The organism is Microbacterium sp. OR16, from assembly GCF_047306725.1.
Lineage (GTDB): Bacteria > Actinomycetota > Actinomycetes > Actinomycetales > Microbacteriaceae > Microbacterium.
The window spans coordinates 1775414-1792975 of record NZ_JAZEXK010000001.1; the positions used below are offsets into that span (position 1 = coordinate 1775414).

Genomic DNA, 17562 nt, shown 5'->3' on the forward strand with positions numbered 1-17562 from the left:
CGGTCACGCGCCGGCGTTTCGCCCCGTGAAACACCGGGCTGTAGCGTGGTCGCGTGACACCTCCCCCCGAGTCGGCGCCGCCGGTGACGCGCCGTGCCGCGCGCGAGCGCACTCGCGCGCGCGCCGAGCATCCCTCCGCCGGCCCGATTGCGCTCCCCGCCTTCGGCGACAGCCTCGGACCGGAACGGGCTGCGCTCGAGGATGCTGGGACCGCGGACGCGTCGGCTGCGGATGCCACCCGCGACGCCACCGCATCGGCGGACGCGCCGACGGCGGATGCCCGCGCCGGTGCACCGACGCCGGAGTGGGCCGATGCCACCCGTCCGCCCACGGCTCTGACCTGGCTCGAACCGGTCGACCTGCTCGCCGATCCTGTGCCCGCCGCGCAGCCACGCGACCTCTTCGCCGGAGCACGGCTCACTCCCGAATGGCGTCGCCCCCGGGTGCTCGTGCCCCTCGGGTTCGTCCTCGCTCTCTGCGGAGCCTACGTCTCGACCACGCTGCTGTGGCCGCTGCACGAGGTCGTCCCGGTAGTGGAGGCGGCAACCGTCGAGATCGCTCCCGCGCCGGCGGCCACCGTCACGTGGCCTGCCACGGGCAGCGCGGCCGTCGGAATCCAGGGCATGGCCCCGGTGGCATCCACCGCAGCGGCCGACGAGATCGCCAGCATCTCGAAGGTGGTCAGCGTGATGATGGTGCTCGACGAGCTGCCGCTGAAGGTCGGCGAGCAGGGGCCGAGCTTCGATTTCACCCTCGCGGACTCCCGCGAATACTGGCAGTACCGACGGTCGGATCAGTCATCGCTCGACGTGCCGGTCGGGGGCAGCTTGACCGAGTATCAGATGCTGCAGGGCATCATGCTCGGATCGGCCAACAACTACATCGACCGGCTCGCGAGAGAGATCTGGGGATCGCCGCGCGGTTTCGCGGAGGCATCCGCGAAGTGGCTCAGCGATCGCGGAATCGAGGGCGTCACCGTCCAGTCTCCGTCGGGGTTCAGCGAAGCGAATGTGGCTCCACCCGCCGCCTTGATCCAGATCGCCGAGCTCGCGATGGCGAACCCCGTCTTCGCCGAGATCGTCGGCACCCGCTCGGCTGACATCCCGGGCGTCGGAGCGGTCACGAACACCAACCAGATGCTCGACGACCCCGGCGTCGTCGGAGTGAAGACCGGAACCCTGAACCACTGGAATCTGCTCACCGCGAAGGACGTCGCGTTCGGCGAGACCACCGTGCGTCTGTACACGTCGGTGCTCGGGCAGGCCGACAACACCGAGCGCCTGGCCGTGACCCGTCAGCTGCTCACCGAGATGGAGACCACGCTCGCCGAGCAGCCGCCGTCGGTTCCGTCGGGGACGGTGGTCGGCCATGTCAGCACGGAGTGGGGCGACCGTGTCGAGGTGGTGACGGACGCCGACGCGCGCGTCCTGCTCTGGAACGGCTCCGAGGCGGCGGCGACCACCGCGTTCTCGCTCGGCGAGAAGACCGAAGCCGGCGCCGAGGTCGGCACCCTCACCGTCGAGGGACCGCTCGGCGGAGACACCGCGTCGGTATCGCTCGCAGACGACATCACCGCCCCCAGCGCGTGGTGGCGCCTGACCCACCCGCTCGCCCTCTTCGGCCTCGACAACGACTGACCCGCTCTCCGACGCCGCGAGACTTCCGTTCCAGCACCAGACGGCGCTCGCTGGCGCACGTCTCGTGCTGGAAGACAAGTCTCGCGGGCTCGGGGCGGGCGGATGCTCGGGTGCGGCGTGTACAAGCACAACGCCCGCCCCGAGTGACGGGGCGGGCGTGCGTCGAGTGCAGGGCTTGCGAGATCAGTCGCGCTTCGGGTCGGATGCCGTGGTCTCGGCCTCTTTGACCGCTTCGCCGAGCTGGTGAGCGTCGGGGGCGGCGACGACCTTCTGCTCGGCGACCGCCTCGCGCTCGTCCACGGCCTCTCCGGTGACGATCACCGGCACCGATCCAGTGAGGGCCTCCTCGGCGTCGAGATCGGTTGCGGCCTGCTCGAACTGCGACTGGTAGAGCCGCCAGTACGCGCCCTGCCGAGCGATCAGCTCGTCATGGTCACCCTGCTCGACGATGTCGCCGTGCTCCATCACGAGGATGAGGTCGGCGTCGCGGATCGTCGACAGGCGGTGGGCGATCACGAACGACGTGCGCCCCTCGCGAAGTGCTGCCATGGCCTGCTGCAGCAGCAGCTCGGTGCGGGTGTCGACGGCGCTCGTCGCCTCATCGAGGATGAGGATCGACGGTCGTGACACGAATGCCCGGGCGATCGTGATCAGCTGGCGCTCTCCGGCCGAGACGTTCGAGGCGTCCTCGTCGAGCACGGTCTCGTAGCCCTCGGGCAGGGAGTGCACGAAGCGGTCGACGTACGTCGCCTCGGCCGCGGCGATGATCTGCTCGTCTGTGGCCACGTCGTTGCCGTAGCGGATGTTCTCGCGGATGCTGCCGGCGAACAGCCACGGATCCTGCAGCACCATGCCGGTGCGCGCACGCAGGTCGTCGCGGCGCATCTCGGAGATGTCCTGCCCGTCGAGCAGGATGCGACCCGAGTCGAGCTCGTAGAACCGCATGATGAGGTTCACGAGCGTCGTCTTGCCGGCACCGGTCGGCCCCACGATCGCGACGGTCTGCCCGGGCTCCACCCGGAACGAGAGGTCGGTGATCAGCGGGCGATCCTCGCTGTACGAGAACGCGACGTGCTCGAACTCGATGACACCCTTGCCCTCCGGCGCGGAGGGCGCGTCATCTGCATCCGGATCCTGCTCCTCCGCGTCGAGCAGGTCGAAGACCCGCTCGGCCGAGGCGGTGCCCGACTGCACGACCGCGGCCATGCCGCCCAGCTCGCTGAGCGGCTGGCTGAACTGCTGCGAGTACTGGATGAACGCCTGCACGTCGCCGAGGCGCAGGTTGCCTCCTGCGACGAGCAGACCGCCGAGCACAGCGATGCCGACGTACTGCAGGTTTCCGACGAACATCATCGCGGGCATGATGATGCCCGAGAGGAACTGCGCCTTGAACGCCGCCTGGAACAGCTCCTCGTTCTCGACCTGGAAGCTCTCGAGGGCGTCCTTCTCACGGCCGAACACCTTCACCAGCGCGTGACCGGAGAAGGCCTCCTCGACGCGCGCGTTCAGACGGCCCACCTTGCGCCACTGCGTGCCGAAGGCCTTCTGCGAGCGCGGTCCGATGATGCCGAAGATCACGCCCATAAGGGGCAGGGAGATGAGCGCGACCAGAGCGAGCTGCCACGAGATCGAGAACATCATGACCAGCACGCCGACCACCGTGAGCACGCTGGTGAGCGCACCCGAGAGCGACTGCTGCATGGTCTGGGTGATGTTGTCGATGTCGTTCGTGACGCGCGAGATCAGCTCGCCGCGCTGCACCTTGTCGAAGTACGACAGCGGCAGACGGTTGATCTTCGCCTCGACGTCTTCACGCAGGCGCCACATGGTGCGCACCATGATCACGTTGATCACGTACCCCTGCAGCCAGCTGAGGATTGCCGAGACGACGTAGATGGCCAGCACCGCGACGATGATCCAGCGCAGGCGCTCGAAGTCGACACCGTCGCCGACCGCGAAGTCGTCCATGGCCGAGATCATGTTGGCGAACTCGTCCTGGCCCGCGCCGCGCAGCGCCTCGACGACCTGGTCGCGGCTGGTGCCCTGCGGGAACCCCGGTGATCCGCCGAAGCCCTGGCCGAGCACGCTCGAGATGAATCCCTCGTAGACGACGTTGGTCGCCTCGCCGAGCACCTTCGGCGCAGCGACGGCGAGCACGACACCGACGGCGCCGAAGAACGACACCAGCGCGAACCACCAGGCAGAGGGCTTGAGCAGCCCGATCATCCTCTTGAAGCTGGGCCCGAAGTTGTCGGCCTTGCCGGGCGCGGGGCCGTCGAACATGCCGCCGCCTTCGAGGCGAGCCTTCTCGGCGAGCTCGGCCTCCTCCTTCTCGGCGGCGGTCAGCTCCGGCTCTGCGACAGCGGTGGCGGATGCCCGTGCGGCGAGTGCGCGTTCGCGGCGTGACATCTTGTTCTGCTCCTGCTCGCTCATGCGTCCACCCCCAGCTGCGACTCGACGATCTCGCGGTAGGTCGGGCTGGTGACGAGCAGCTCATCGTGCGTGCCCACGCCCACCACGGCGCCGTCGTCGAGGACGACGATGCGGTCGGCGTCGGTGATCGTCGAGACGCGCTGCGCGACGACGATCTTGGTGACGTCGGGCAGCTCTCGCCACAGGGCCTGGCGCAATCGGGCATCCGTCGTCAGATCGAGGGCCGAGAACGAGTCGTCGAACACGAGGATGCGCGGCCGGTGCACGATCGCCCGGGCGATCGCCAGACGCTGCCGCTGGCCGCCGGAGACGTTCGTGCCGCCCTGGGCGATGCGCGAGTCGAGTCCGTCGGGCATCGCCTCGACGAAGTCGCGCCCCTGGGCGATCTCGAGCGCCGCCCACAGCTCGTCGTCGGTGGCATCCTTCCGCCCGTAGCGGAGGTTGGATGCCACCGTGCCGGAGAACAGGAAGGGGCGCTGCGGCACGAGCCCGATGCCCTGCCAGAGCGTGTCGAGATCGGCCTTACGCACGTCGACGCCGCCCACGTGCACCGCGCCGCCGGTCGCGTCGAACAGGCGCGGGATCAGCGAGACCAGAGTCGTCTTACCCGATCCGGTGGATCCGATGATCGCCACCGTCTCGCCCGGCCGGGCGTCGAAGGTGATGTCGGAGAGAACCGGCACCTCCGCACCCGGATACGTGAACTCGACGTTCCGGAAGGCCACCGCGCCCGGCTCGGGGAAGTCGGTGACGCCGTTCTCGGGGCGGGTCATCGACGATTCGGCGTCGAGCACCTCGGTGACGCGCTCGGCCGAGACGGCGGCGCGCGGGATCATCATCGCCATGAAGCTCGACATGATGACGCCCATCATGATCTGGCCGATGTACTGCATGAACGCGAAGATCGTGCCGATCTCGGCGTTGCCGGCATTGATCTCCACGCCGCCGAACCACACCACCGCGACGATGGTGACGTTGAGCACGAGCATGAAGAGCGGGAACATCAGCACGAACAGCGAGCCGATGTTGCGCCCGAGCACCATGAGGTCGGTGTTGACGGTGCGGAACCGACGCTCTTCGATGCGCTCGCGCACGAAGGCGCGCACGACGCGCACACCGGTCAGCTGTTCGCGCATGATGCGGTTGACGTCGTCGAGCTTGGCCTGGTTGCGCCGGAACAGCGGCACCATCCGGCCGATGATCACGACGGCGATGACCAGCAGCAGCGGCACCGACACGGCGATCAGCCAGCTGAGGCCGACGTCGGTCTGGATGGCCTTGATGATGCCCCCGATCGCGAGCAGCGGGGCGGTGACGAACATCGTCGCGCCCATCATCGCGAGCATCTGCACCTGCTGCACGTCGTTGGTGTTGCGGGTGATCAGCGAGCCGGCGCCGAACTGCGACACCTCACGCTCGGAGAATCCGCTCACCCGGGCGAAGACGTCGGCGCGGATGTCGCGGCCGGCGCTCATGGCCATGCGGGCGGCGAAGTAGGTGGCGAGGATCGAGGCGAGGATCTGCCCCAGCGACACGAGCAGCATGAAGCCGCCGCGGTTCCAGATGTAGCCGATGTCTGCCTTCGCCACGCCGTTGTTGACGATGTCGGCGTTGATCTCGGGCAGGTTGAGGGATGCCATGACGCTGGCGAACTGCAGCACGACGATCGTGATGAGCAGCGGCCAGTATCTGGCCAGATAGCGGGTGAGGATTTTTCCGAGCACAGGTGGACTTCCTTGTGAGAATTCGGAGGGCCGAAACGCGGCCATCACACATGGTGCCACCAACCGCCGACATCCGTATCCCCCTGAAGGCTGACCTTCGCTGTCAGCGGAAAACGATCAGCCGGCGGCCCGAGTGCGCTTCAGGAGAAGCTCATCCCGAACATCGTGGATGACGCGACGAACAGCAGCACTCCTCCGGTGGCGAACACGGCCTTGCGCTCGCTCGTGGTCGAATTCACAGCCGCAGTGACGGCGCCGATGACGCCGACCATACCGACGAACGCGAACCCGCGTGCCGCATCCGCATCATCGACGGCGAACATCAACACAGCAGCGATGGCCGCGCTGACGACGCCCGCGCCCGCGAGCAATGCACCGGCCACGGCCATGCGCCCATCTCGACGCTCGATCGACGTGTTCATGAGACCTCCTCGTCGCAGCTGACGGTAGCGCACAGCGTCGGGCCGCACGACCCTGAATAGACTCGCTGTCATGCCCTCCGAGAACGCCGCCCGCCCAGCCGTGCTGTTGGTGTGCGACTACTCGCTGAAGTACCTCGGCGGTGCGCAGACGGCTTTCATCCGTCAGGCGCAGGCTCTCGCCGGCGAAGGTGTGAGGGTTGTCGTCCTGGCACCGGATGCGGACGCTCTGACGTCAGACGGCATCACCACGGTCTCCCCGCCGAAGCGCGGCACGATCCCGGTGCTCGACCTGCCGCTGCTCGGACGGGCCCGCGATCTCGAGCCGCTGGTCGCCGCGACGATCCGTCGGCACGGTGTCGGTGCGGTCGTCCTGCACTCTGAATTCGCAGTCGCGGCGGCCGCGATCGACGTGGCGCGCCAGCTGGGGATCCCCTCACTGCACACCGTGCACACCTTCTTCTGGCGCGCTCCGGCAGCGCTGGCCCCGTTCGCGCCGGTGGTCTCGCGCGTGCACCGCTCGCTCACCGGCATCCGGAATGGCGGCCGTTTCACCGGCAGCCACCCGCTGAACAATTCTCTGCGGACCATGACGCTGCGCGTCGCGGAGCGCGCCGACATCGTTCTCTCGCCCTCGAAGCACCAAGCTGTGGCGCTGCGCGATGCGGGCGCGGGGCGGGTCGAGGCGTTCTCGAACGTCGCCCAGCCGCTTCGGGTGGCCCCCGCGCCGGAGGGAGAACCGCTGCGCCTGCTGTGGGTGGCGCGCTTCGCGCCCGAGAAGCGCGTCGACGTCGCAATCGACGCGATGCGCCTCGTTGTCGAGCGTCTCGGTGAGGGCCGGGTGCACCTCGACGTCGCCGGCGGCACGCACCGCCCCGTGCCGGGCGTGACCTTCCACGGACCGGTACCGGGTGAACGAGTCGGCGAGCTGATGGATGCCGCGGATGCCGCCCTCATCACCTCGCTCGGCTTCGACAATCAGCCGATGGTCGCGCTCGAGGCGTTCGCGCACGGACGCCCGGTGATCGTCAGCGACCCCGTGCTCGCGACGGAGTTCGGCGACGCCGCGCTCGGCACCCCCAGTCCGGATGCTGAGGGCCTGGCCGACCTGATCATCCGGCTCGCGGCCGACCGCTCGCTGCTCGCGGCTCCGCGCGAAGCCGCCGTGGCGTATGCGAGCGAGCGGGTGGCCGCCGCCCACGTCGCGCGACTGCTGGAGCTCGCCGCCTCGGTCTGACCGCTCAACGCCTCCGTCTGCGCGCTCACCGCAGGTAGGGGAACACGCGAACACAGGCGAATCTCGCGCAGAATCGCCTACGTCGGACTGTTCGCCTACTCCCAGCGAGCGCCGGCCCCAGCGGGCGCCGTCCCAGCGGGCGCCGGCACCTGCGAGCGCCGGCACCTGCGAAGCGGCGCCTCAGAAGAGCGGCGGCTCGGGCACGTACGCGCGCGCCGGCGCACCGGCATCCGCGGGCAGCTCGGCGACGGTCGCAGGCTGCCACTTCGGGTCGCGGTCCTTGTCGACCAGCTGAGCCCGGATGCCCTCGACCAGATCGGGATGGTTGTGCCCGAACCACATGACCCGGCGGTACTCCCCCTCCAGCGCTTCGCGCACACCGCTCATCGCGCGTGCCTCGCGCACGGCGTCGAGGGTGACGGTGAGGGCGGTGGGCGAGAGCTCTTCAAGCGTCGCGAGGGCAGTCGCTGCATCCGGGGCATCCGATTCCCGCAGCCGCTGCATGATCTCTCCCACGGTGTCGCCGGAGAAGGCCTCGTCGATCCACGCCCGAGCGGCCGGCAGCTGCGACGGCTCCGGCGTCTCGTCGAACAGCAGGGTCAGCTCGTTCGGCGTGCCGGGGTCGGCACGGGTGGCGAGAGCATCGCGCAGCCCGTCGAGGTTCTCAGACGGCACGAAGTGATCAGCGAAGCCCAGGTACAGGGCGTCCGCCGCGCTCATGCTCTGGCCCGTGAGACCGAAGTACTCCCCCAGCCGGCCCGGCGCGCGGCCGAGCAGCCAGGTGCCCCCGACGTCGGGTGTGAAGCCGATGCGCGTCTCGGGCATCGCGAGGCGCGAGCGCTCGGTCACGATGCGCACGGCGGCGTGACCGGCGAGGCCGATGCCACCGCCCATCGTGATCCCGTCGGCGAACACGACGACGGGCTTGGGATACTCGGCGATAAGCGCGTTCATCGCGTACTCGGCGCGGAAGAAGTCGGCGATGTGGTCGGGGTGACCGCTCGTGATCGAGTCGTAGAGCGCGCGCACGTCACCGCCGGCGCACAGACCCCGCTCGCCGGCGCCGTCGATCAGCACGGTCTGCACGTCGGTGTCGTCGGCCCATGTCGTGAGGGCTGCGGTGATCTGCTCGATCATGCCGAGATCCAGGGCGTTGATCGCCCGCGGACGGTTCAGCGTGACGCGTCCGAGCGAGCTGTCGGTGCGGGCGATGACGGTGGCGGCTTCGGTGTCGGTCACGCCTGCCAGGCTACTCCGCTTCGCGATCTGCACTGATCTGTCGACGAGGATCGCCCGTTTCGGCAGGTGAAGCGCAGATTCTCCCAGATTTCCGAGAAGATGGAAGAGATTGTCCCGAACAGGAGAGGTCGCCATGCCCGAAGGACAGGTGCTCGAGTTCACCCAGGTCACAAAGCGCTTCGGCGCGCTGACCGCCGTTTCCGACCTCTCCGTCCGTGTCGAGCCCGGCGCCGTCACCGGATTCCTCGGCCCGAACGGCGCAGGCAAGACCACGTCACTGCGCATCCTGCTCGGGCAGATCCGCCCCACCTCGGGCTCCGCGACCATCGGCGGAGCGAACTACTCCGAGCTGCGTCACCCGCTGCGCACGATCGGTGCCGTGCTGGAGGAGTCGGCGTACCGCCCGCGCCGCACGGCAAGTCGTCAGCTGATGCTCGCCGCGAAGGCCAACGGCATTCCGTCCGCTCGTGTCGATGAGGTGCTGCACCTGGTCGGCCTGCAGGACGACGGCGACACCCGCCTGGGCAGCTACTCACTGGGAATGCGGCAGCGTCTGGCCGTCGCATCGGCGCTGCTCGGCGACCCCGGCGTTCTCGTGCTCGACGAGCCGGCCAACGGTCTCGACCCCGAGGGCATCCGCTGGATGCGGCTGCTGATGCGTCGCCTCGCCGACGAAGGACGCACGGTGCTCGTCTCGTCTCACGTGCTGAGCGAGATCGAGCAGGTGGCCGACGACGTCGTGGTGCTGTCGAAGGGCCGTGCGGTGCACGCCGGCCCCATCTCCGAACTCGCGGATGCCTCCGGCGGTGCCGTCGTGGTGGACGCCGAGAACCGCGCACCCCTGATCACCGCGCTCTCGGCCGCGAAGCTCGACTTCGACGTGCTGCGCTCGGGCGTCACCGTGCGCGACTCCGATTCGGCTGCGGTCGGCGCCGTCGCCGCCCAGGCCGGCGTCGCCCTCACCATGCTGCAGCAGCGCGGGCCCAGCCTCGAGGAGGTCTTCCTCGACCTCGTCTACGGGCGCCGTGCCGACAGCCCGCGCCTCGACACGTCGGCGAATCGGGTCGCGCACGCGTCCGACCCGATGAGCGGGGCGGGCGTCGCCAGCGCCGACGCGGCGAAGTCGGATGCTACGGATGCTTCGGAGGTCGACGCCCGCGACGACGTGGACCGCGTCCTCGACGACGCTGAGGCCGGTGCTGCCGACGCGGCCCTGGTCGCCGGAGGTGTGCCCCTTTCGGGCGCGGCTGCGGTCGTCGCCGACGGAGGCGCGGTGGCTGCAGCCGGCACCGGATACGGGGCCGCACCCACCGACACGATCGCCGTGGACGAGCACGCGCCGGACACTGATGATACGGACAGCGACGCGACGGCTGAAGGCGCGTCGGACAGCGCCCCGACCGACGAAGGCGCGACGGACGGCGACGCATCGGACATCGACGCGACGGAAAGTGACAGCGACGCGACGGACGGAAAGGCGACGGACAGCGCCGGAACGGAAAGCGCCGCCGCGGAAAGTGGCGGCGACGCGAACGCGACGACGCTGGACGACCCCGCGGCGGGTGCGCAGATGGCCGGCGTCGAGACGGCCGCGGATGCCGAGGCGGGCGCACCGTCGGCGTCCGATGCACCAGAGGACGGCGGGCAGGCCGTCGATGGCGATCCGGAGACGGCGCCCGCGAACGAGACGAGCGAGGGCGCAAAGACCGTCGATGGCGGACCCGAGAACGCGCCAGGAGACGAGACGAGCGAGGGCACGGACACCAATGCCGACGCCGACCTCGACGCCGCGAACTCGGACACCTCCGACGTGGAAATGGACTCTCCGTCATCGGACGAGGCTCGCGCAGCCGAGCAGAGCGATGGTGACTTGATCGACGACGTGACCGACGGTGCCACCGTCGGCGAGACGCGTGAGCCGGACGCCCACGCTGAGCCGGACGCCCGCCCTGAGGCCGACGCCCAGCGGGCGTCGGATGCGCAGCCGGAACACGACGACGAGCACGACGACGACGAGCACCGCGCCGACGAATCGTCGGACGAGACGCGACCGCTGCTCCTGCCCCTCGCGACCGATGCGGTCACTCTGCCGTCTGCGGCGGTCGAACCGACGTTCACCGAGCTGATCACGGGCCTTCCCGCCTCCGTCACCACCGACGGATCCGACAACCCGGCCCCGGCGACCGAGGCCATCTCGATCGTGACGCCCACCCTGTCGAGCGACGACGACGATGACTCCGTCGACGACGGAGATGACGACCCGCGACTCGCCGCGATGCGCACCTCGCTCTCGGCAGCGGCCAGCCGCTTCTTCGACGGTCCTGCTCCGGATTACCCCTACAGCTCACGCGCTCAGCGGCGCGAGGAGTCGGCCGACGCGGATGCCGACGAGGCATCCGAACGCCCCGACGGCACCTCGGGCCACGATGCCCACCACGACGGAGACCAGGGCCAGCAGCAGCGCTGAGACTCGGCTCGGGTCCACCAGGCACCGGTCGAGCCGGCCACGAGCCCGCGCGCCACACCCGGCCAGGCACTGGCCGAGCCGGGCGGCGGCACCGTCGGCCACCAGCTCATCCTGGCGCGACGTCAGACCGTCCGCGGCCGCGGCCGGATCACCGGCCGCTGGCGCGGCTTCTGCACCGGCACCGCGCCGGTCGCGATGTCGGCGACGTCTTCAGGCTGATCGCTGACCTCGAGGCGCAGCGCCTGTGTCAGAGCGAGTCCGTGCCGCGTGGTGAGGATGAGTCGCTGGAACTGGGGGTCGCCGTCGAGGTCGATCACCACGCTGGGCTTGCGTCGCCGGATGAGCACGAAGTCCGTGGTCTCGGCAGCCTTCCACGTCCCGGCGGCGAGGATACCGGGGATGTGCGTGCCGGGTCCCGGCACTCCGCGCAGCCACGTCCAGGCATCCTGCGTCAGCTGCACCTTGGTGATGTGCTCACGCTCTACCCGCACGTTCTCACGGTGGAAGGTCGATGCCCGCTCGATCGGCGAGAGAACGATCTCAAGTCGCGTCTGATCCAGCAGCAGGGTCACCATGCGACCAGTCTGCCAAAGCGCACGACCGACACGCACACGACTTGCTGACAGGTCGACAACGATCCTGTTGTGTCAAACCGGCAATCCGCGCGCGGGAATCCTCAGGCCGAACGGCGCGGCGGCGGCGCGTCGCATGATGACACCCCGTCAGTGGACTGAACGGGCTGAGATCTTCGGCAGGAGGTGCGCCGGCAGCGCCCGGCAGATGACAGGGTGCGGCACCCCATCGACAGGTCGCCGGGTCAGGCGGATGCCGCGGCTGCAGCCGCCGCAGGCAGTGCCGCCTCGATGGCGGCGAGCTCGTCTTCCCCGTGCGCAGCCGTGAGGAACCACGCCTCGAACACGCTGGGCGGCAGCGCCACCCCCTGCTCGCGCATGGAGTGGAAGAACGGGGCGTACCGGAACGACTCCTGCGTCTGAGCGATCGCGTAGTCGCGCGGCGCCTCGGGCAGGAAAGCGACCCCGAACAGGTTGCCCGCATGCGGCACGGCGTGCACCACGCCCGCGTCGGTAAGCGCAGCGTCGAGCGCCGCAGACAACCGCGAAGCGGCGGCGTCGATTCGTGCATAGATTTCCGGCGTCGCGAGCCGCAGGGTCGCGATCCCCGCCGCGACCGAGAGCGGATTGCCCGACAGCGTTCCCGCCTGATAGACGGGGCCGACGGGGGCGAGCATGTCCATCACCGCGGCGCTGCCGCCCAGGGCGGCAAGGGGCATCCCTCCGCCGACCACCTTGCCGAACGTGATGATGTCGGGCACGTACTGCTCGCCCGCCTCCTGCTGCAGCCCCCAGAAGCCGGCAGGGTGCACGCGGAATCCGGTGAGCACCTCGTCGAGGATCATCAGCGCACCGTGCGCGTGGGCGGTGTCGGCGATGAGCTTGTTGAAGCCGGGCAGCGGGGCGACGACGCCCATGTTCGCCGACGCCGCCTCTACGATCACCGCGGCGATGCGCTCACCGTGCTCGGCGAACACCGCGGCCAGGGCATCCGGGTCGTTGTAGTCGATGACCAGCGTCTGCGCGGCGATCGGAGCCGGCACCCCGGCCGAGCCGGGCAGCGCGAGGGTGGCGACGCCCGAGCCGGCGGCGGCGAGCAGTCCGTCGGAGTGCCCGTGGTAGTGACCGGCGAACTTCACCAGCAGATCGCGTCCTGTGACGCCGCGAGCGAGGCGGATGGCGGTCATGGTCGCCTCGGTGCCGGTGGAGACCAGGCGCACGCGCTCGATCGGTCGCACGTCGCCGTGGCGCACCCGGTCGGCGATCAGCTGGGCGAGCTCGACCTCGCCCTCGGTGGGAGCGCCGAACGAGAGGCCGCGGGTCGCGGCATCCTGAACCGCCTGCACGACCTCGGGATGCGCATGCCCGAGCAGCGCCGGACCCCATGATGCGACGAGGTCGATGTACTCGCGGCCGGCCGCGTCGGTCACCCGGGCGCCGGAGGCGGATGCCAGGAACCGCGGCGTACCGCCGACCGAGCCGTACGCGCGCACCGGCGAGTTGACTCCGCCGGGGATCACGGAACGGGCGGTGTCGAACAGGGAGTCGTTGCGGTCCATGCATCCAGCCTACGGATGCCGGCTATGAGCGGCTCCGAGTCAGGGGCGCAGCCAGCGCGCAGCCTCGACCGCCCAGTACGTCAGCACGGCATCGGCACCGGCACGGCGGATCGACATGAGCGACTCGAGCACGGCCGCGCGGCGGTCGATCCATCCGTTCGCGGCGGCGGCCTCGATCATCGCGTACTCGCCCGAGACCTGGTACGCCCACACCGGCACGTCGACCGCGTCGCGCACCTCGCGCAGCACATCCAGGAAGGCCATCGCGGGCTTGACCATGACGATGTCGGCGCCTTCGTCCTGATCGAACAGCGCCTCGCGCACGCCCTCGCGGCGGTTGCCGGGGTCCATCTGGTAACTGCGACGGTCGCCCTGCAGCTGCGAGTCGACGGCCTCGCGGAACGGGCCGTAGAAGGCGCTCGCGTACTTAGCCGAGTAGGCGAGAATCAGCGTGTCGTGGAATCCCTCGTCGTCGAGCGCCTCGCGGATGACGGCCACCTGCCCGTCCATCATTCCGCTGAGGCCCAGCAGCTGAGAGCCGGCGCGGGCCTGCGCGAGGGCCATCGAGGCGTAGCGCTCGAGCGTGGCGTCGTTGTCGACGCCACCTGCAGGCGTCAGCACACCGCAGTGACCGTGGTCCGTGAACTCGTCGAGGCAGAGGTCGGTCTGCACGACGAGCGCGTCGCCCACCTCCGCAGCCAGCGCGGTCGTGGCGACATTCAGGATGCCGTCGGGGTCGTCGGCGCCCGATCCGATCGCGTCTCGCACGGCCGGCACGCCGAACAGCATCACTCCGCCGAGTCCGGCCTCGGCGGCATCCACCGCGGCTGCCTTCAGCGAATCCAGCGAGTGCTGGACGACACCCGGCATCGAGCCGATCGGCGCGGGGTCGGCGAGACCCTCGCGCACGAACATCGGCAACACCAGCTGGCGCGGCTCGAGCGACGTCTCGCGCACGAGCTCACGAACGGGAGCGGACTGGCGAAGGCGGCGCAGCCGCGCGTCGGGGAAGCGGCTCACGGCGCGAACTCGTCTGCCGCGTGCGGGAGGGTGAAGCGCGAGACCGTGTCGATCAGCGCATCCACCGTCTGCTTGTCGGCGATGGCCGTGACCGGCAGGCCCGCCTTCTCGGCGTCCTTCGCGGTGCGGGGGCCGATCGCCGCGAGCATCGTCGTGTCGGGGATCTCGGGGAACTGCTCGCGCACCTGTTTGGCCACCGAACCGCTGGTGATCAGAATCGCGTTGATGCGGCCGTTCTCGACGTCGCGGCGGATCCGCTCGGTGACCGGCACCCCGACGGTGCGGTAGGCCACCACGCTGTCGACGTCGTGCCCCGCCTCGGTGAGCATGACCGAGAGGACAGGCTTGGCGATCTCGCTGCGCAGCGAGAGGATGCGCTGCGCGTCGGGCTCGATCGAGATGATCTTCTCGGCCATCCCGGCCGCCGAGTTGTCGAGCTCGGGCATGAGCGCGACGTCGTAGCCGACGGCCTGCAGAGCCGCAGCGGTCGTCTCGCCGACGGCGGCGACCTTGGTCGTCGCCGGGATCACGATGCGATGCGCGTACAGCACGTCGACCGTCGTGGCGCTGGTGATGGTCAGCCAGTCGTACTCGCCGGCCTGCAGGCGGGCGAGGGCCGCATCCAGGGCGTCCTGGTCGGTGGTCGGGGCGAAGTTGATGAGAGGCGCCACCACGGGCACCGCACCCATCGCGCGCAGGCTGGCGGCGACGCTGTCACCCCAGGGGCCACCCCGCGGCACGAGGACGCGCCAGCCGTCGAGCGGCTTGGCGGTCTTGGTTTCGGAAGCAGTCATCTCGATCACTCTCAGGGGAGGAGGTCGGCCGCTCCCTGTTCGAGCAGCCGATGGGCCGCAGATTCGCCGAGCTCACGAGCCGTGCGCATCGGGTCTGCACCATCGGCAGCATCCGCTCCGTTGCCGCTGCCGTTCCGTCGAATATACCCCCTGTTCAGGGACTCGGAGACGTCCAACCCGATTCGGCGTCCGCCGCCGGGTTCGTACACGACGGCGCGCAGACGGATGCTGTCTCCCGTGACGACCGCGTGGGCTGCCATGGGCGCCTGGCATCCGGCGTCGAGTCCAGCGAGCACGGCTCGCTCGACCGTCACCGCGATGCGGGTGTCGAGATCATCGAGTCGTGCGAGCGCATCGAGCAGTTCTGCCGGGGCATCGGCCGTGGTCTCCACAGCCAGCGCCCCCTGCCCGGGCGCGGTCGGCCATTCGGTCAGGCCCAGCTCCTCGCGGCCCAGCGCCGTCTCCGAGCCGAGGCGGGTGAGACCGGCAGCGGCGAGGATCACGGCGTCCAGCTCACCCGACGAGACCCGTTCGAGACGGGAGTCGACGTTGCCGCGGATGTCGACGACCTCGGCGTGCGGCGCGCGGCGGCGCACCTGCGCGATGCGGCGCGGCGAGCCGGTGCCCACGGTGCTGCCGTGGCGCAGCTCGTGCAGGGGCGTGCCGCCGCGCGTGATGACCACGTCCCTGGCATCCGCCCGACGCGGCGTCGCCGCGATGACCAGTTCGGCGGGCATGGCAGTGGGCAGATCTTTCAGGGAGTGCACGAGGATGTCGCACTCCCCCGCGATCAGCGCCTCGCGCAGACGGTTGGCGAAGATGCCGGTGCCGCCGATCTCCGACAGGGATGCGCGGTTCGTGTCGCCCTCCGAGACGATCGGCACGAGCTCGACCGGACGGCCGGCGACGGCGGCGAGCGCGTCGGCGACGTGACCGGACTGCGCCTGGGCGAGCGCGCTGCGCCGGGTGCCGAGCCGGATGGGTGCCTGCGTGCTCACTGAAGCACTTCGGCGATCTCGTCGAGACGCAGGCGGCGCCCGGTGTAGAAGGGCACCTCCTCCTTCACGTAGCGACGGGCCTCGGTGTAGCGCAGGTCGCGCATGAGGTCGACGAGCTCGGTCGGCGAATCGGACTCGAGGGGCAGCAGCCACTCGTAGTCGCCAAGCGCGAAGGCCGCGACCGTGTTCGCGATCACGCCGGTGAAAGCGGCCCCCTTGCGCCCGTGATCGGCGAGCATCTTGCGACGCTCGGACTCCTCGATCAGGTACCACTCCGGGGTGCGCACGAACGGGTAGAGGCACAGCCACTGCTTCGGCTCGACTCCGCGGAGGAAGCCGGGTACGTGCGCGCGGTTGAACTCCGCGTCGCGATGCACGCCCATGACGTTCCACACCGGCAGCAGGTTGCGCAGCAGGTCGGTGCGACGCAGGCGGCGCAGCGCGCGCTGCAGCTCTTCGACGGTGTCGCCGTGCAGCCACACCATGAGGTCGGCGTCGGCCTTGAGGCCGCTGACGTCGTAGAACCCTCGGACGCTGACCCCAGAGCTCTCGATGTGGCCGACGAGCACTTCGAGCTCGCTCTCGTCGGTCTCGATCGCCGGCGCGTCGGGGTTTCTGCCCCAGACGGCCCACAGGGTGAATCCGGACGGGTTGTCATCGCGCGTTTCGGGCATGCCTCCAGTCTGCCCCCTTCTCAGCGAAGGCGGCGAACCGGGCGGCGCCGGCGCGCGTTCTCAGAGCGGCCTGGCGGGTCTCAGCGCGAGATCGCGCGGGCGATCACCCACACGAGGCTGCCGACCGCCGCCGCAGCCACCACGACGACAGCCCCGGCGCCCGCCGGGTTGCGATGGGCGAATGCCCGTGCACGCACGATGCCACGGTCCGTCGCCTTCTCGATACGGCGGGGGAAGTTGCCCCTGATCTCGATCGCGGCGAGCGCTGCTCGCAGCTCGGCGCGGGCAGAGGCCACCGGATCGGTGATCCCCGCCGGCACGACCGTGCGGGGAACCTCGGTGGTGGTGAGGGCAGCGTTGGGCAGCGACGTCTTCTCAAGATCGCTCATTGGCGGGGTCTCCCTTGATGATGCGCACATCGGTGGCGACGGCCTGGCCCGGATTCTCGCGCTTCATCACCTTGCGGAAGCGTGCCAGTCCGAGCAGGGCGAAGATGACGATGAAGACGAGCAGGAAACCGAACACGGCGAGGGCGGAGAGCCAGGCGGGCCACCATGAGCTCAGCCCGATGATGCCGAATGCCAGCAGCACCGGGATCGCCCAGAACAGCAGGAACAGCACGATGACGAACCACAGGCTGCCCATGCCGGCATCCTTCGCCGTGCGAGAGATCCACGCCTTCGCGGCGTTGATCTCGGCCGTGACGAGGTTGCGCACCAGCTCGGGAAGATCCCCGAGCAGGGTCAGCAGGCTGTCATCGGCGCGGTCCCGGTATCCGCGGAGCATCCG

At 69.8% G+C, this 17562-nt stretch carries 15 protein-coding genes; 3 read left to right on the plus strand and 12 right to left on the minus strand.

The features are described 5' to 3' along the window. Positions 1 to 53 precede the first annotated feature (53 nt). Positions 54 to 1637, plus strand: a complete 1584-nt coding sequence (locus V2S05_RS08685) for a D-alanyl-D-alanine carboxypeptidase (RefSeq protein ID WP_413634776.1) — start codon at positions 54 to 56, stop codon at positions 1635 to 1637. Positions 1638 to 1820: 183 nt separating this feature from the next. Here the strand turns inward: V2S05_RS08685 and V2S05_RS08690 are convergent, their stop codons facing one another. The 3 genes from V2S05_RS08690 to V2S05_RS08700 form a co-directional block, all read right to left on the minus strand. Further along, entirely contained in the window at positions 1821 to 4070 is a 2250-nt protein-coding gene (locus V2S05_RS08690; RefSeq protein WP_413634777.1) for an ABC transporter ATP-binding protein, read from the minus strand. Then, positions 4067 to 5794, minus strand: coding sequence for an ABC transporter ATP-binding protein (locus tag V2S05_RS08695; protein ID WP_413634778.1), 1728 nt, complete (start codon positions 5792 to 5794; stop codon positions 4067 to 4069). Before V2S05_RS08695 ends, V2S05_RS08690 begins: the two co-directional genes overlap by 4 nt. A gap of 140 nt (positions 5795 to 5934) precedes the next feature. Next, entirely contained in the window at positions 5935 to 6216 is a 282-nt protein-coding gene (locus tag V2S05_RS08700; RefSeq protein ID WP_413634779.1) for a hypothetical protein, read from the minus strand. A gap of 70 nt (positions 6217 to 6286) precedes the next feature. On the opposite strand from V2S05_RS08700, the gene V2S05_RS08705 reads away from it, so the two are divergent. Beyond that, positions 6287 to 7450, plus strand: a complete 1164-nt coding sequence (locus V2S05_RS08705; RefSeq protein ID WP_413634780.1) for a glycosyltransferase family 4 protein — start codon at positions 6287 to 6289, stop codon at positions 7448 to 7450. A 180-nt stretch (positions 7451 to 7630) separates the two neighbouring features. Here V2S05_RS08705 and V2S05_RS08710 read toward each other — a convergent pair whose 3' ends face one another. Next, positions 7631 to 8689, minus strand: a complete 1059-nt coding sequence (locus V2S05_RS08710) for an enoyl-CoA hydratase/isomerase family protein (RefSeq protein WP_413634781.1) — start codon at positions 8687 to 8689, stop codon at positions 7631 to 7633. A 133-nt stretch (positions 8690 to 8822) separates the two neighbouring features. On the opposite strand from V2S05_RS08710, the gene V2S05_RS08715 reads away from it, so the two are divergent. Next, positions 8823 to 11156 carry an ATP-binding cassette domain-containing protein gene (locus V2S05_RS08715; RefSeq protein WP_413634782.1) on the plus strand — a complete coding sequence of 778 codons (2334 nt, stop codon included), beginning with the start codon at positions 8823 to 8825 and terminating at the stop codon, positions 11154 to 11156. Positions 11157 to 11278: 122 nt separating this feature from the next. Here the strand turns inward: V2S05_RS08715 and V2S05_RS08720 are convergent, their stop codons facing one another. The 8 genes from V2S05_RS08720 to V2S05_RS08755 all read right to left on the minus strand — a co-directional run bounded on the left by V2S05_RS08720 (position 11279) and on the right by V2S05_RS08755 (position 17559). Continuing rightward, positions 11279 to 11731: a hypothetical protein gene (locus V2S05_RS08720; protein WP_413634783.1), complete on the minus strand. Its 453-nt coding sequence runs from the start codon at positions 11729 to 11731 to the stop codon at positions 11279 to 11281. A gap of 242 nt (positions 11732 to 11973) precedes the next feature. Further along, the gene (gene hemL, locus V2S05_RS08725) at positions 11974 to 13287 is read right to left on the minus strand and encodes a glutamate-1-semialdehyde 2,1-aminomutase (protein ID WP_413634784.1); all 1314 of its coding nucleotides are present in this window, start codon (positions 13285 to 13287) and stop codon (positions 11974 to 11976) included. A 39-nt stretch (positions 13288 to 13326) separates the two neighbouring features. Beyond that, positions 13327 to 14307, minus strand: coding sequence for a porphobilinogen synthase (hemB, locus tag V2S05_RS08730; RefSeq protein WP_271639257.1), 981 nt, complete (start codon positions 14305 to 14307; stop codon positions 13327 to 13329). After that, the gene (locus V2S05_RS08735) at positions 14304 to 15101 is read right to left on the minus strand and encodes a uroporphyrinogen-III synthase (protein WP_413634785.1); all 798 of its coding nucleotides are present in this window, start codon (positions 15099 to 15101) and stop codon (positions 14304 to 14306) included. Before V2S05_RS08735 ends, hemB begins: the two co-directional genes overlap by 4 nt. Positions 15102 to 15112: 11 nt before the next feature. Next, positions 15113 to 16099 carry a hydroxymethylbilane synthase gene (hemC, locus tag V2S05_RS08740; RefSeq protein WP_413634786.1) on the minus strand — a complete coding sequence of 329 codons (987 nt, stop codon included), beginning with the start codon at positions 16097 to 16099 and terminating at the stop codon, positions 15113 to 15115. Then, positions 16096 to 16773, minus strand: coding sequence for a hydrogen peroxide-dependent heme synthase (gene hemQ, locus V2S05_RS08745; RefSeq protein WP_271639254.1), 678 nt, complete (start codon positions 16771 to 16773; stop codon positions 16096 to 16098). The genes hemC and hemQ overlap by 4 nt, the downstream gene beginning before the upstream one ends. Before the next feature lie 80 nt (positions 16774 to 16853). Further along, positions 16854 to 17162 (minus strand): hypothetical protein, encoded by a 309-nt coding sequence (locus V2S05_RS08750; protein WP_271639253.1) that lies wholly within the window; start codon positions 17160 to 17162, stop codon positions 16854 to 16856. Further along, on the minus strand, positions 17149 to 17559 hold the full coding sequence (locus tag V2S05_RS08755; protein ID WP_271639252.1) for a phage holin family protein: 411 nt from the start codon (positions 17557 to 17559) through the stop codon (positions 17149 to 17151). The genes V2S05_RS08750 and V2S05_RS08755 overlap by 14 nt, the downstream gene beginning before the upstream one ends. Positions 17560 to 17562 lie beyond the last annotated feature (3 nt).